A 14,519-nucleotide genomic window follows, 5' to 3' on the forward strand; every position below is an offset into this window, starting at 1 on the left:
CGTCAGGCCGGCACCACCTCGACCGGCAGCTCCTTGATGCCGTTGACGAAGTTGGAGCGGACCCGGCGGACCGGGCCGGTCAGCCGGATGCCGGCGAGCCGGGGCAGCAGTTCCTCGAACATGATCCGCATCTCCAGGCGGGCCAGCGAGCTGCCCAGGCAGAAGTGCGGGCTGCCCTTCCCGAAGGTGAGATGGTCGTTGTGCCGCCGGGTCACATCGAAGCGGTAGGGGTCCTCGAAGACCGCCTCGTCGCGGTTTCCGGAGGCGAACCACAGCACGACCTTGTCGCCCTCCTTGATCCGTTTGCCGCCGAGTGCGACGTCGCGGGTCGCGGTGCGGCGGAAGTGGTAGACGGGGGAGGCCCAGCGCAGGAACTCCTCGACCGCGTTCGGGATCAGCGACGGGTCGGCCTGGAGCTTGGCCATCTCCTCGGGGTGGTTCATCAGCGCGAGCATGGTGTGCGAGATGGCGTGCCGGGTGGTCTCGTTGCCGGCCACGACCAGCAGCAGGAAGTAGTTGTCGAAGTCCTCCCGGGACAGCGCGATGCCGTCCCGCGGGGTCTGGTTGACCAGCATGCTGACCAGGTCCACGCCGCTGCCGCCGCGCCGTTTGGCGGCCAACTCCCTTCCGTACGCGAAGACTTCGAGGGCGGCCGGGGAGCGGAACGGCAGATTGCGGTACCGCTCGCTCTCCGCGCTCTCCAGGAGGACATCGGCGTAGTCGGGGTCGGTGTTGCCGATGATGCGGTTGCCCCAGTCGATGAGCTGCCGGGTGTCGCCCTCGGGGACGTCCAGCATCCGGGCCAGCACATTGATCGGGAAGTCGGCGGCGACCTCGGCGACGAAGTCGAAGCTGCCCTTGGCCAGCGCCGCGTCCAGGGTGCGGGCGGTCAGTCCGCGCAGAAAGTCCCCGTACGCGGCCACCGCGCGCGGGGTGAACTGCCTCTGCAGCAGCCGGCGCAGTGCCTGGTGGCGCAGGCCGTCGGTCTCCAGGAGGGAGCGGCGGACGGCGATCTGGTCGTCGTCGACCTCTTCGAGGTTGGTGAAGCGGGTGGAGGTGAAGGTCTCCGGGTCGCGGTCGACCCGCACGATGTCGGCATGCCGGGTGACTGCCCAGAAGCCGTGGTGGGGGGCCGGTTCGGGCTGCCAGTGGACGGGGTCCTCGCGGCGCAGGGTGTCGAACATCCGCCAGGGGAGCTGACCATCGGTGAAGCGGTCGTTGTCGGCGAGATCGACATCGGCGAGCGGCAGCGGGGCGGGCGCGGCGGCGAGGTCGCGCGGCATACGGGGCTCCTAGGGGCGGCAGGGGAAGCGAGGGGGGAGCGAGGCGCGCGGGTCACAGCAGACGGGCGTACTCGCGGAACTCCCAGTCGGTGACGTACTGCTGGAAGCGCGCGATCTCATTGCGCTTGTACGCGAGGAACGGCTCGGTGAAGCCGGCGCCGAGCAGGCCGGTCAGCTCGGTGTCCGCGGTGAGCGCGTCCAGGGCGGCGTCGAGGGTGCCGGGCAGCTTCGGGGCGAGGTCGGTGCGGTAGCCGTAGCCGTCCAGCGGGGCGGGCGGGTCGAGCTTGCCGCGGATGCCGAGCGCCAGGGCCGCGACGGCGGAGGCGATGGCGAGGTACGGGTTGGCGCCGGCGTCGCCCAGGCGCAGCTCCAGCCGGGTGCCGTCGCCGCGCTCCGGGGGGATGCGGAGCATGGCGCTGCGGTTGTCCGGGCCCCAGTCGATCAGCCAGGGCGCGAGGGAGTCCGGGCCGAAGCGCTTGTAGGAGTTGACGGTGGGGTTGTGCAGTGCGGCGAGCGCCGGGGCGTGCGCGAGGATCCCGGCGATGGCGTGCCGGGCGGTCCCGGAGAGCCCGTCGGGGGCGCTGTCGTCCGCGAAGACATTGTGTCCCGCGCCGTCCACGAGGGAGAGGTGCAGATGGAAGCCCGAACCGCCCTCCGCGTTGAAGGGCTTGGCCATGAAGGTGGCCAACCGGCCTTCCGTACGGGCGATTTCCTTGACCGCGGCCTTGAAGAGGAAGGCCCGGTCGGCGGCGTCCAGGGCGGCGGAGTGGGTCAGATTGATCTCGAACTGGCCGGCGCTGAATTCGTGGTTGCCGGCCGTGGCGCCGATGCCCAGCGTGCGTAGTTGGCGCAGCGCGGAGACGAGATGGCCGTCGGGGTCGCCGCGCCGGCCCGCGCTGTAGACGTTGCCGGGCTCCGGTGCGTACGGGGACCAGCCGCCCGGCGTGGACGGATCCGGCCGGCACAGGTAGTACTCCAACTCCGGTCCGACCACCGGGTGCAGGCCCAGGTCGGCGGTGTGGGCCAGGACGCGGCGCAGCAGGTCGCGGGGCGATTCGGGGGCCGGTCCGCCGGTCGTGGGGTCGTGGGCGTCACCCAGACACCAGGCGACGCCGGGCTCCCAGGGGAGCGGGGCGAGGGTGGCGAGATCCGGTCGTACGGTGATGTCCGGCAGCCCCGCCTCCAGGCCGCCGGCGATCGGGACCACATCGCCCTGCGGGCTGGTGTGGTAGACGGCGCGGCAGAAGGCGAGGCCGTGGCCGCAGGCGGCCGGCAGCTGATCGACGAGGAGGTCGCGGGCCCGGTCGGCTCCGATGAGATCGGGATAGACGACGCGCACGATGTCGATGCCCTGGGCGGACAGCGCCTCGGCGGTAGCTGCGGGGGACTGCTCGGTCTGTGGTTCGCGCACCGGACCCCAGCCTTTCTGGACGGATCGGGAGGGCGGTCGATGTCGGCGGGAGGGAGCGGGGAGGGGGAGTGGGGAGGGGAGCAGGGAGGGGTGTTATTTGGGATCAAACGGTATGGAGGTGCGGGAGGCCGCACAAGGGGGCGTGCTGAATGTGCTCGCCCGTCGGGGCTGGTGACAAGTAGGCCTCGGCGGCATAACGTACGGCCCCAAATGACTCCCTGCTCCCAGGAGGCACCGTGCCCGCCGTCCGCGGATTCTTCCCGCCCAGGACCGCCACCGGACGCTCGTCCCCGGTCCCCGCCCCGCCCTGGTACTACTCCGGCGATCTGCTCACCGTCGAGTACCGCACCGGTCCGGCCCGGGTCGCCGAACTGCTGCCCGCGCCCCTGGAGTTGGCTGCCGAGGACCCCGGCGCGGTCGCGCTGATCTGGGCCGACTGGCAGTCCTGCGGGGCGTCGAAGGAGGAGCTGCTCGACCCCGTCCGCAGTCAGTACAAGGAGTGCTTCGCCGTCGTGCGGTGCTCCTACCGCGGAAACACCTACTCGCGCTGTGTCTATATCTGGGTCGACAAGGACTTCGCCCTCGCCCGCGGCAACCACCAGGGCTACCCGAAGAAACTCGGCTCGATCCAGCTGACCCGCCCGCACCCGTACGGCCCGGCGCCGCGTATCGAGGCCGGTGCGGTCTTCGGCGCCACGCTGGCGGCAGCCGACCGGCGGCTGGCCCAGGCCGTGGTCACACTGCGCGAGCCGTCCGACTCCAACGGCTTCGTCAACGGGCACCCGATGGCCCACCACCGCTCGCTGCCCTCGATCGAGCCGGGCAAGGGACTCGCCCTGGACGAGCTGATCGCCTCCGGGGCGGAGTCCTTCGAGGGCGGTCAACCCTGGTCGGCGGACGCCGAGTTGGAGCTGTTCGAGGCGCCTACGGAGGAGCTGGCCGCGCTGCGCGTCGAGGAGCCGATCGGCGCGTACTACCGGCAGGTGGGCGTGTGCTGGAACGGCGGGACGCTGCTGGAGAGCGGGACGTCGGGCGCCGGATGCTGAGGCCCGCTCCCGCAAATGGGGGAGCGGGCCGCCGAAGCGCCGACCAGCGGGGCGGAGGCGGCGCGCGGCGTGTCGGCGTACGGGCAAGGGGCGGGCAGGCCTGGACCGCGATATCGTTTGAGTCCGTACGGGATGCGGGTGCGGCAGATCCTACGGCCGTAAACGAAGCCCGGCGAGGGATCCGGCCGGGGAGCGGCCGGCATCGGGAAAGACGCTAGGGAGATGCTGTGGTGAGCGGGCACCGTTCCATCGGGGACACGGAGAAGGCGGTACAGGCCAAGCTCGGTGACACCCCCATCCGCCACGAGCAGATGGCCGCCGTGGCGAACATCTACCGCGCCGCGGCCGCCGTACGGCAGCACTTCGAGAACTCCGTGCTGCGCAGCGCCGAGCTGACCTGGACCTCCTTCGTGGTGCTGTGGGTGGTGTGGATCTGGGGCGAGATGGAGACCCGCCGGGTCGCCGAGGAGGCCGGTATCTCCAAAGGCACGCTCACCGGCGTCGCCCGCACCCTCCAGGCCCGCGGCCTGATGGAGCGCACCGGGCACCCGGCCGACGGGCGGCTCGCCCTGCTCTCCCTCACGCCCGAAGGTGAGCGGCTGATGGCCCGGGTGTTCCCGGAGTTCAACGCCGAAGAAGCCTTTGTCACCGAGGGGTTGAGCAACGACGAGTCGCTGGACCTGGCGGATCTGCTGCGCCGGATCGTGGTGCAGGTCGAGACCCGCGGCGAGGAACGGCGGCTGGAACTGCTGGACGGCGAGGACCCGCGACCGCGGCGGAGCGGCCGACGGGCAAAGGAGCCGAGGGGTTGACCCTGCCTCGCCGCCTCCTACGTTGTTTGAGGTCAAATAAAATGGAGGTCGTGAGTGACGGCTCGCCCCGCACCCCCGCACACCGCCATGGTGGCCGGCGTCCCCGTCGACACCCGCCACTGGATCGGCGGCCGGCGCATCGCCTCCGCCGCGACCTACCCCGACCACTCGCCCATCGACGGCGCCCCGCTCGCCGAGATCGCCCGCGGCGGCCCGGCCGAGGCCAAGGCCGCGGTGGCCGCCGCCGGCGAGGCGTTCCCCGGCTGGGCCGCGACCCCGCGCACCGAACGCGCCCGGCTGCTGCACGCCGTCGCCGACGGCGTCGAGGCCCGCCTGGAGGACCTCGCAGCCGTGGAGACCGCCGACAACGGCGCGCTGCTGCGCTCCCACCGCCGCGGTGTGATGCCCCGCGTCGCCCACAACCTGCGCTTCTTCGCCGACCGGCTGCTGGCCCTGGGCCACGACGACTTCACGACTCCTGCCCCTGCCTCCGGCACCGGGCGCGGACACACCAACCACATCGACTGGGACCCGGCCGGCCCCTGCGTCCTGATCACCCCGTGGAACGCCCCGCTGATGCTGGCCAGTTGGAAGATCGCCCCGGCGCTCGCGGCCGGCAACACCGTCGTCCTCAAACCCGCCGAATGGACCCCGCTGACCGCCTCGCTGTTCGCGGACATCGCCGCCGAGGCCGGACTGCCGGCCGGCGTCCTCAACGTCGTCCAGGGCTACGGTGCCGAGGCCGGCGCGCCGCTCACCGCCGACCCGGACGTCCGCCGGATCAGCTTCACCGGCTCGGTGCCCACCGCCCGCAAGATCGCCGCGGCCGCCGCCGCGAACCTCGTCCCCACCAGTTTCGAACTCGGCGGCAAATCACCGCTGCTGGTCTTCGCCGACGCGGATTTGGAGCCGGCCGCCGACCTCGCCGTCGAGCAATACGACAACGCCGGCCAGGTCTGCCTCGCCGGCACCCGGCTGCTCGTCGAGGAGCCGGTCCGCGACGCCTTCCTGGAGCGCTTCCTCGCCAAGGCGCGCGCCCTCACCCAGGGCGATCCGCGCGACGAGGCCACCGACATCGGCCCCACCATCCACCCCGACCACCTCGCCCGGATCGACGGCTTCGTCCGCCGCGCCCTGGACGACGGCGCCCGCGCCCTGCTCGGCGGCGGCCCCCACGACGGCCTCGGCGGGAACTACTACCGCCCCACCCTCCTCACCGATGTCGCCCAGTGCTCCGAGATCGTCCAGGAAGAGGTTTTCGGGCCCGTCCTCACCCTGCAGACCTTCACCACCGAGGACGAGGCCGTGGCGCTCGCCAACGACACCCGCTTCGGGCTCGCCGCCACCCTCGCCACCGGCGACCGCGCCCGCGCCGACCGGGTCGCCGCCCGGCTCGTCGCCGGCACCGTCTGGGTCAACTGCTTCTTCGTACGCGACCTTGCCGCACCCTTCGGCGGCTCCCGCGCATCCGGCATCGGCCGCGAGGGCGGCGACTGGAGCTTCGACTTCTACTGCGACCTCAAGAACACCGTCACCGCAAAGCACACCGTCACCGCACCGATCGGCGGGCCCCGGCATGGGTGAGATCATCGGCGCCGGACTGCTCGCCCACGTCCCCACCATCGTGCTGCCCGAGGCCACCCGCAGAGAGCTCAACAACGGCGACGAGATCAGCCTCGTCCCCGGCCTGCGCCGGCTGCGCACCGAGGTCTTCGAGACCGCCGACTACGACACCGTCGTCGTCCTCGACTCCCACTGGGCCACCACCGTCGAATTCGTCGTCGCCGCCCAGCGGCGCCGGGCCGGCCTCTTCACCTCCGAAGAGCTGCCGCGCGGTATGTGCCGGATGCCGTACGACTATCCCGGCGACCCCGAACTCGCCCACTCCGTCGCCCGGTTCGCCGCTGGACACGGCACCTGGATCACCCCCGTCGACGATCCCCACCTGCCCGTCCACTACGCGACCATCAACCTCTGGGACCACCTCGGCAAGGGCCTGCCCGACAAACGCTGGCTCTCCATCGGCGTCTGCCAGACCGGCGACACCGAGGACCATCTACGGCTCGGCCGGGCGCTCGCCGACGGTATCGCCGCGCTCCCCGGCCGCAGGGTGCTGCTGATCGCCTCCGGCGCTCTCTCGCACACCTTCTGGCCGCTGCGCGAACTGCGCGACCACGAGGCGAGCGACCCCGTACACATCCGTACGCCCGAGGCGCGCGCAGCCGACGAACGGCGCATCGCATGGTTCGCACGCGGCGACCACGCCCAGGTCCTCCGCACCATGCCGGAGTTCCTCACACACCGGCCGGAGGCCCGCTTCGGCCACTACCTGATGATGATCGGCGCGCTCGGCGAGGAACGCTGCACCGCACCCGCGCGGGCCTACAGCGCGTACGAGAACTCCGTCGGGACCGGCCAGATCCACCTCTGGTTCGACCGCCCGGCCCAGGGCTGGACCACCGACAGGAGCGAGGCAGCCCAGTGACCACCACCGAATACCGCCGCATCCTCCTCGACGGTGCCGCCGTCCAGGTCGTCCGCGAGGGCGACGAGCTGCTCGCCGCCGACGGCCGCCGGGTGAGGACCGACCGGGCCCACCACCTCCCCCCGGTCGTCCCGTCCAAGGTCATCGCCGTCCACCTCAACCACCGCAGCCGGGTGGCCGAGTTCGGTACGACGCTCCCGCCCGCCCCCACCTACTTCCACAAGCCGGTCTCCGCCCTCAACTCCCACCACGGCGCCGTCGTCCGTCCCGAGGGCTGCCACTACCTCAACTACGAGGGCGAGATCGCCGTCGTCATCGGCCGCACCTGCCGCAATGTCTCCCCGGCCGACGCGGGCGACCACATCGCCGGCTACACCCTCGCCAACGACTTCGGCCTGCACGACTTCCGCGACACCGACGCCGGCTCCATGCTCCGCGTCAAGGGCTCCGACACCCTCTGCCCGCTCGGCCCGGGCCTGGTCACCGGCTGGGACTTCCACGGCAAATATCTGCGTACCTATGTCAACGGCGCGCTCGTCCAGGACGGTTCGACCGACGAGATGACCTGGGACATGCACTACCTCGTCGCCGACATCGCCCGCACCATCACCCTCCACCCGGGCGATGTGCTGCTCTCCGGTACGCCCGCCAACTCCCGCCCCGTACAGCCCGGCGACCTCGTCGAGGTCGAGGCCGAGGGCCTGGGCCGGCTGTCCAACCGCATCGTCAGCGGGCCGACCGCCCTCCGCACCGACGTCGGCGCCCAGCCCACCGCCTCCGAGGAAGTCCTCTCCACCGCTTTGGGCGGCGACTGGGAATTCCGCGGCATCCGCCCGCCCCGCCGCTGAGCCCTTCGCCGCACCGAGCTGCTCGCCGCTCCGGTCCCCCGTCAGCTCCCCGGCCCCTCCGCTCCCTCCGCTCCCTCGGCGACCAGCCCGGCGGCGCCGATCTCCCGGTAGCGGACGAGGAGTTCATCGATCACCCGGACCGCTTCCGGGCCGGCCGGCGTATAGATCCACATCTTGGCGTCCGGGACCGCGGCAGTGGTGAAACCGGTCGCGGTAATGGTGACCTCGCGGCCGTCGACCGTCCGGAATCCCTTGCGATGGGTGACCGGCGCGGAGACTTCGTGCCGGGCCCACATTTCCACGAAGAGCGGGCTGGCCTCGGAGAGTTTCCGGATGTACGCGCGCCAGCCCGGGTCATGGAGCCGCCGGCCGAATTCGGCCCGCAACTGGCCGACCATGAAAGAGACCTCGCGCTCCCAGTCGACCAGCGGCTGGGTGTTCTCGTCCGCCGTGAAAAGGCGCCACAACACATTACGGTCCGACGGCGGCAGCAGCACCATCCGCGGATCGAGCGCCGCATAGGCCTCGTTGAAAGCCAGTACGTCATAGCCGGCGGACACCATGCTCGCCGGCAACGGGCTCAGGGAATCCAGAATGGTCTGCGCCTCGGGCGGCAGCGGCTGCCGCGCCGGGGTGCACTTCGCGGCGCCGGGGACGCCGGCGAGCCGGTGCAGATGGTCGCGCTCGGTCGGGTCGAGCAGCAGCGCGCGGGCGATGGCATCGAGCACCTGCACGCTCGGGTTGATGGCCCGCCCCTGTTCGAGCCAGGTGTACCAGGCCACTCCCACACCGGCGCGCTGGGCGACCTCCTCACGCCGCAGCCCCGGGGTACGGCGCCGCGGGCCGCCGGGCAGGCCCACGTCCTTCGGCGCGATGCGCTCCCGGCGGAGCCGCAGAAACGCCGCGAGTTCACCGCGCCGGGAGGCGGCGGCCGCGGAACGGGTCGTGATGGTGGACACCGCACCATCTTGCGGGACGCCGTCATGCTGTGCCAGATACCGCCGGTACCAGGATCACCGGATATCTGGTACCCGAATGGACCGGCGCTGATCATCGCTGCCATGAGTGAGACCACACAGGAACGCGCATACGGCGACACCCGGGAAATGCACGGCGGGAAACAACAATCCCCCGCCACCCGGAAAGGAAAGCGCTCGCAGCACACCGGAATTCTCGTCGTCATCCTCGGCGCGGTATTCATGGCGCTGCTGGATGCGACCGTGGTCAATGTCGCCACCCCGACCATGCGGACCGGCCTCCATACCACCGGCTCCGCACTCCAGTTGATCGTCTCCGGCTATACGATTTCCTATGCGGCGCTTTTGATCACCGGGGCCCGGCTCGGCGCCCGGCACGGATTCCGGACCGTCTTCCTGATCGGGCTCGCGACCTTCACCCTGGCCTCGTTCGGGTGTGGGCTGGCACCGGGGGCGGGTGTGCTGATCGCCGCGCGTGTGGTGCAGGGCATCGGCGCGGGGTTGATGGTCCCGCAGATCTACAGCCTGATTCAGCTGACCTTCGAAGGGCCCGCCAGGGCGCGGGCGTTGAGCCTGTACGCGACGGTGATCGCCGTCGCCGTGGTCGTCGGCCAGGTCGCCGGCGGGCTGCTGGTCAGCGCGGATCTGTTCGGCACCGGCTGGCGGCCGGTCTTCCTGATCAATGTGCCCGTCGGGCTCGCGCTGCTGCTCGCGGCGGTACGGCTGCTGCCCCGCGGGCTGCCCCGGTCGGACAAGGGCCTGGACCTGCCCGGCCTGGTCACGCTGACGGCCGCGCTGCTGCTGCTGGTCGTACCGCTGGTCCTGGGGCATGAGCAGCGCTGGCCGCTGTGGACGACGGTCTGTCTGGCCGCCGCGGCCCCGATGTTCGCGCTGTTCGTCGTCGTCGAGCGGGCGGTCGCGCGCCGGGGCGGTGCGCCGCTGGTGCCCGGCCGGGTGCTGCGGTCACGCCATCTGGTGTGCGGCGCGACCTCGCTGTTCTTCGGTATGGCCGGGTATGCGGGCTTTCTCTTCTCTTTCTCCCAGCATCTGCAGTCGGGGCTCGGCGAGTCCGCCACCCGCGCCGGCCTGACCTTCGCACCGCTGGCCCTCGGCGTCGCCACCGGCAGCCTCACCTGGCAGAAGCTGCCCACCCGTTGGCATCTGCCGATGATCGCGGTGGCCTGCACCCTCGCGGCGGCCGGCTACCTCGGCATCGGACTGGCCATGCGCCAGGGCGGCCAGGGCGGTCTCGTACTGCCGGTGCTGCAACTCGTATGGGGGCTCGGCCTCGGGTACACCACCAGCCCGCTGCTGACCCTGGCCCTGTCCAAGATCGCCCCGGCCGATGCCTCGGATGCCAGCGGGGTGCTCACCACCGTCCCGCAGCTCGCGCAGGTGGTCGGCGTCGCGGCGTACGGGAGCATCTTCCTGGCCCTCGCCGACCGGCACGGGGCCGGCGGAGCCACCGCGGTGCGGACGGCGGCCGCATCGGCGGACGCCCTGCACACAACCGCACTGCCGGTCACGGCCGGCGCGTTGCTCGCGGCGCTGGCGGTACTCCCGCTACTCCTGGGCAAGCGGCACCGAGAACGGCGATAATGAAGTTTGAGTCCAAACGGCTAACCGTACGGCTCATCGAAACGGGAGGGGAGTGCCGACCATGCGTGCCTTGGTCATCGTTCACGACCATCTGTCCACCGCCGGCCACGTGGGCGAGCGGCTGGCCGAACGGGGCTATGAGCTCGACGAACTGCTCGTCGTGCCGGCCGAGCGGTATACGAATCCGGACGTCGGCGTGGCGTTCCCACCGGCCGAGAACTATGGCCTGATCCTGACGCTCGGCGCCCCGTGGTCGGTGGCACGAAGGAACGCCTGGATCGAGGCCGAACTGGCCCTGCTGCGCTCGGCGCACGAGGCCGGCATACCCGTGCTCGGCATCTGCTTCGGCAGTCAGGCGCTGGCCGCGGCGCTGGGCGGGGACATCGAGGCCGCGCCCCGCTTCGAGCTGGGCTGGAGCCGGATAGCGACCGACGAACCGGAACTGGTGGGGCCCGGCCCCTGGTTCCAGTTCCACGGCGAGCGCTGGCTGCTGCCGCCCGGCGCCCGGGAGGTGGCGCGCAATGACGTCGGCCCGCAGGCCTTCGTCTGCGGCCGCTCCTGGGGGGTGCAGTTCCATCCGGAGCTGACGCCGGAGGTGCTACAGGCCTGGTTCGACCAGGACGGGACGCAGATCGCGGCCGAGTTGGGGGTCGACCCGGAGCAACTGGTGGCCGAATTGCGCGCAGATCTGCCGGCCGTACGGGAGCGGGCGCGCGCCCTGGTGGACGCATTCCTTGATCAGGTAGCCCAGGGGGGTCCAAATGATGGGACCGAGTCACACATGAGCGCGTGATTCTCGCCACGCCTGATAGGGGGTGGGCTCAGATGAGCGTTAATGACAGGGCTCCACCTCTCCAATGGTGGCACCGGGTGCCACGGCTCATGCGTTCGATTGATTAACCCATCCGTCGCAGTGAGTAGCACACTTTGCCCAATCCGAACGCGTAGCGGAGTGATGCATTCAGGTAATGAACTGTCTGCCGGATGCGTGATCACTTTCGATCTGCTGGCGGACGACTGGTTACACACGTATGTCGACCAAGTGGACGTACCCATACGCCTTCGATCTGGGTATGTTCCTCGCCGTCAGGGCAGCCCGTCGGCGAGGAGTCAGTGCCGTGCCGGAAACACAAGATCCCCACGTAACCCAGCCTTCGTCCGCGAAGTTCGTCTACGACTTCACCGAGGGCAACAAAGACCTCAAGGACCTTCTCGGTGGCAAGGGTGCGAACCTCGCCGAGATGACCAACCTGGGACTTCCCGTCCCTCCGGGCTTCACGATCACCACTGAAGCCTGCAAGGTCTACCTCGACAGCGGCACCGAGCCCGCGGCACTGCGTGCCGAGGTCTCCGAGCACCTCGACGCCCTTGAGCAGAAGATGGGCAAGAAGCTCGGCCAGGCCGACGACCCGCTGCTCGTATCGGTGCGTTCCGGTGCGAAGTTCTCCATGCCCGGCATGATGGACACCGTCCTCAACATCGGCCTCTCCGATGCATCGGTTTCCGGCCTCGCCGCGCAGGCCGGCGACGAGCGGTTCGCGTGGGACTCCTACCGCCGCCTGATCCAGATGTTCGGCAAGACCGTGCTGGGCGTCGACGGCGAACGCTTCGAGGACGCGCTGGAGGAGGCCAAGCAGGCCAAGGGCGTCCGCGTCGACGTCGACCTCGACGCCGCCGACCTCAAGAACCTGGTCGCGCACTTCAAGGACATCGTCGCCAAGGAGACCGGCCGGGACTTCCCGCAGGATCCGCGCGAGCAGATGGACCTCGCCGTGCGCGCGGTCTTCGACTCCTGGAACACCGACCGCGCCAAGCTCTACCGCCGCCAGGAGCGCATCCCCGGCGACCTCGGCACCGCGGTCAACGTCTGCTCGATGGTCTTCGGCAACCTCGGCCCCGACTCCGGCACCGGCGTTGCCTTCACCCGCGACCCCGCCAGCGGCCACCAGGGCGTCTACGGCGACTACCTCCAGAACGCGCAGGGCGAGGACGTCGTCGCCGGTATCCGCAACACGGTCCCGCTCGCGGACCTGGAGCAGATCGACAAGGCGTCGTACGACCAGCTGATGCAGATCATGGAGACGCTCGAAACGCACTACAAGGACCTGTGCGACATCGAGTTCACCATCGAGCGCGGCAAGCTGTGGATGCTGCAGACCCGGGTCGGCAAGCGCACCGCCGGTGCCGCCTTCCGGATCGCCACCCAGCTCGTCGACCAGGGCCTGATCGACGAGGCCGAGGCCCTCCAGCGGGTCAACGGCGCGCAGCTGGCGCAGCTGATGTTCCCCCGCTTCGACCTGGGCGCCAAGTCCGAGATGATCGGCCGCGGTATCGCCGCCTCCCCGGGCGCGGCGGTCGGCAAGGCCGTCTTCGACTCGTACACCGCCGTCAAGTGGTCGCGCTCCGGCGAGAAGGTCATCCTGATCCGCCGGGAGACCAACCCCGACGACCTCAACGGCATGATCGCCGCCGAGGGCATCCTCACCTCCCGCGGCGGCAAGACCTCGCACGCCGCCGTCGTCGCCCGCGGCATGGGCAAGACCTGTGTCTGCGGCGCCGAGGAGCTGGAGGTCGACACCAAGTCCCGCAAGATGACGACCAGCGACGGCACCGTCATCGAGGAGGGCGACGTCGTCTCCATCGACGGCTCCACCGGCAAGGTCTACGCCGGCGAGGTGCCGGTCGTGCCGTCCCCGGTCGTGGAGTACTTCGAGGGCCGGATGCACGCCGGCGCCGACGACGCGGACGAGCTGGTCAAGGCCGTCCACCGGATCATGGCGTACGCGGACCGGGTGCGCCGGCTGCGCGTACGGGCCAACGCCGACAACGCCGAGGACGCCGCCCGCGCCCGCCGGTTCGGCGCCCAGGGCATCGGCCTGTGCCGCACCGAGCACATGTTCCTCGGTGAGCGCCGCGAGATGGTCGAGCGCCTCATCCTGGCCGACACCGAGACCGACCGGGAGGCTGCGCTCAGCCAGCTGCTGCCGCTCCAGAAGGCCGACTTCATCGAGCTGTTCGAGTCGATGGACGGGCTGCCGGTGACGGTCCGGCTGCTGGACCCGCCGCTGCACGAGTTCCTGCCCGACATCACCGAGCTGTCGGTACGCGTCGCCCTCGCCGAGGCCCGTAAGGACGCCAACGAGAACGACCTGCGGCTCCTCCAGGCCGTGCACAAGCTGCACGAGCAGAACCCGATGCTCGGCCTGCGCGGTGTGCGCCTCGGTCTGGTCATCCCCGGTCTGTTCGCGATGCAGGTGCGCGCCATCGCCGAGGCGGCCGCCGAGCGCAAGAACGCCAAGGGCGACCCGCGTGCGGAGATCATGATTCCGCTGGTGGGCACCGTCCAGGAGCTGGAGATCGTCCGCGAGGAGGCCGAGCAGGTCATCGCCGAGGTCGAGAAGACCCACGGCGTCGACCTCCGGCTCCCCCTCGGCACGATGATCGAACTGCCCCGCGCCGCCCTCACGGCCGGTCAGATCGCCGAGTCCGCCGACTTCTTCTCCTTCGGTACGAACGACCTCACGCAGACGGTCTGGGGCTTCAGCCGCGACGACGTCGAGGCCAGCTTCTTCACCGCGTACCTGGAGAAGGGCATCTTCGGCGTCAGCCCCTTCGAGACCATCGACAAGGACGGCGTGGGCTCCCTGGTCCGCAACGCCGCCGAGGCCGGCCGGGCCACCCGCCCCGACCTCAAGCTCGGGGTCTGCGGTGAGCACGGCGGCGACCCGGAGTCCGTCCACTTCTTCCACGAGGTCGGCCTGGACTACGTCTCCTGCTCCCCGTTCCGCATCCCGGTCGCACGACTGGAGGCGGGCCGCGCGGCCGCCGAGTCGAAGGGCAGCGACAGCCGCTGACCGATCCGGCCGGGTCACCGCGGGCGCCGAGCGCGCTCGCGGTGACCTGGACCAGACCCACCGGAGCCGACCGTAGGCACCGACCCTCAGCCGCCTGGCTGTCGGCTCCGGCACCCTGATGAGGGCGGCACCTTGTGCGGAGGTGCCGCCCTCACTTTTTGTGATCTGCGGTGTGATCTGCGCTGTTATCTGCGCGGCCCGGGG

The 14,519-nt window shown here is 70.7% G+C and carries 11 protein-coding genes; 8 read left to right on the forward strand and 3 right to left on the reverse strand.

The genetic code is table 11. From position 1 onward, the window contains the following. Positions 1-2: 2 nt before the first annotated feature. Both DY245_RS11105 and DY245_RS11110 read right to left on the reverse strand, forming a co-directional pair. Positions 3-1,283, reverse strand: coding sequence for a cytochrome P450 (locus DY245_RS11105; protein WP_128506145.1), 1,281 nt, complete (start codon positions 1,281-1,283; stop codon positions 3-5). Positions 1,284-1,335: 52 nt separating this feature from the next. Next, positions 1,336-2,694, reverse strand: a complete 1,359-nt coding sequence (locus DY245_RS11110; protein ID WP_181923615.1) for a glutamine synthetase family protein — start codon at positions 2,692-2,694, stop codon at positions 1,336-1,338. Between the two features lie 236 nt (positions 2,695-2,930). Here DY245_RS11110 and DY245_RS11115 point away from each other — a divergent pair, with 236 nt between their 5' ends. From DY245_RS11115 to DY245_RS11135, 5 genes are all read left to right on the forward strand, one after another. Further along, positions 2,931-3,740: an acetoacetate decarboxylase family protein gene (locus DY245_RS11115; RefSeq protein ID WP_128506147.1), complete on the forward strand. Its 810-nt coding sequence runs from the start codon at positions 2,931-2,933 to the stop codon at positions 3,738-3,740. 230 nt (positions 3,741-3,970) lie between these two features. Beyond that, positions 3,971-4,552, forward strand: coding sequence for a MarR family winged helix-turn-helix transcriptional regulator (locus tag DY245_RS11120; RefSeq protein WP_181923616.1), 582 nt, complete (start codon positions 3,971-3,973; stop codon positions 4,550-4,552). An 87-nt stretch (positions 4,553-4,639) separates the two neighbouring features. Further along, positions 4,640-6,136 carry an aldehyde dehydrogenase gene (locus tag DY245_RS11125; RefSeq protein WP_128506223.1) on the forward strand — a complete coding sequence of 499 codons (1,497 nt, stop codon included), beginning with the start codon at positions 4,640-4,642 and terminating at the stop codon, positions 6,134-6,136. Continuing rightward, complete coding sequence (locus DY245_RS11130) at positions 6,129-7,037, forward strand: DODA-type extradiol aromatic ring-opening family dioxygenase (RefSeq protein ID WP_128506151.1); 909 nt, start codon at positions 6,129-6,131, stop codon at positions 7,035-7,037. Before DY245_RS11125 ends, DY245_RS11130 begins: the two co-directional genes overlap by 8 nt. Beyond that, positions 7,034-7,885: a fumarylacetoacetate hydrolase family protein gene (locus DY245_RS11135; RefSeq protein WP_128506154.1), complete on the forward strand. Its 852-nt coding sequence runs from the start codon at positions 7,034-7,036 to the stop codon at positions 7,883-7,885. Before DY245_RS11130 ends, DY245_RS11135 begins: the two co-directional genes overlap by 4 nt. Positions 7,886-7,926: 41 nt before the next feature. Here the strand turns inward: DY245_RS11135 and DY245_RS11140 are convergent, their stop codons facing one another. Continuing rightward, complete coding sequence (locus tag DY245_RS11140; RefSeq protein WP_128506156.1) at positions 7,927-8,844, reverse strand: helix-turn-helix transcriptional regulator; 918 nt, start codon at positions 8,842-8,844, stop codon at positions 7,927-7,929. Positions 8,845-8,946: 102 nt separating this feature from the next. Between DY245_RS11140 and DY245_RS11145 the strand changes: the two genes are divergently transcribed. The 3 genes from DY245_RS11145 to ppdK all read left to right on the forward strand — a co-directional run bounded on the left by DY245_RS11145 (position 8,947) and on the right by ppdK (position 14,315). Then, the gene (locus DY245_RS11145) at positions 8,947-10,461 is read left to right on the forward strand and encodes an MFS transporter (protein WP_244942977.1); all 1,515 of its coding nucleotides are present in this window, start codon (positions 8,947-8,949) and stop codon (positions 10,459-10,461) included. Positions 10,462-10,522: 61 nt separating this feature from the next. Beyond that, positions 10,523-11,254: a type 1 glutamine amidotransferase gene (locus tag DY245_RS11150; protein WP_128506158.1), complete on the forward strand. Its 732-nt coding sequence runs from the start codon at positions 10,523-10,525 to the stop codon at positions 11,252-11,254. Positions 11,255-11,534: 280 nt separating this feature from the next. Further along, on the forward strand, positions 11,535-14,315 hold the full coding sequence (ppdK, locus tag DY245_RS11155; RefSeq protein ID WP_425329368.1) for a pyruvate, phosphate dikinase: 2,781 nt from the start codon (positions 11,535-11,537) through the stop codon (positions 14,313-14,315). The last annotated feature ends 204 nt before the right edge of the window (positions 14,316-14,519 follow it).

It is taken from the genome of Streptomyces inhibens, assembly GCF_003389455.1.
GTDB lineage: Bacteria > Actinomycetota > Actinomycetes > Streptomycetales > Streptomycetaceae > Streptomyces > Streptomyces inhibens.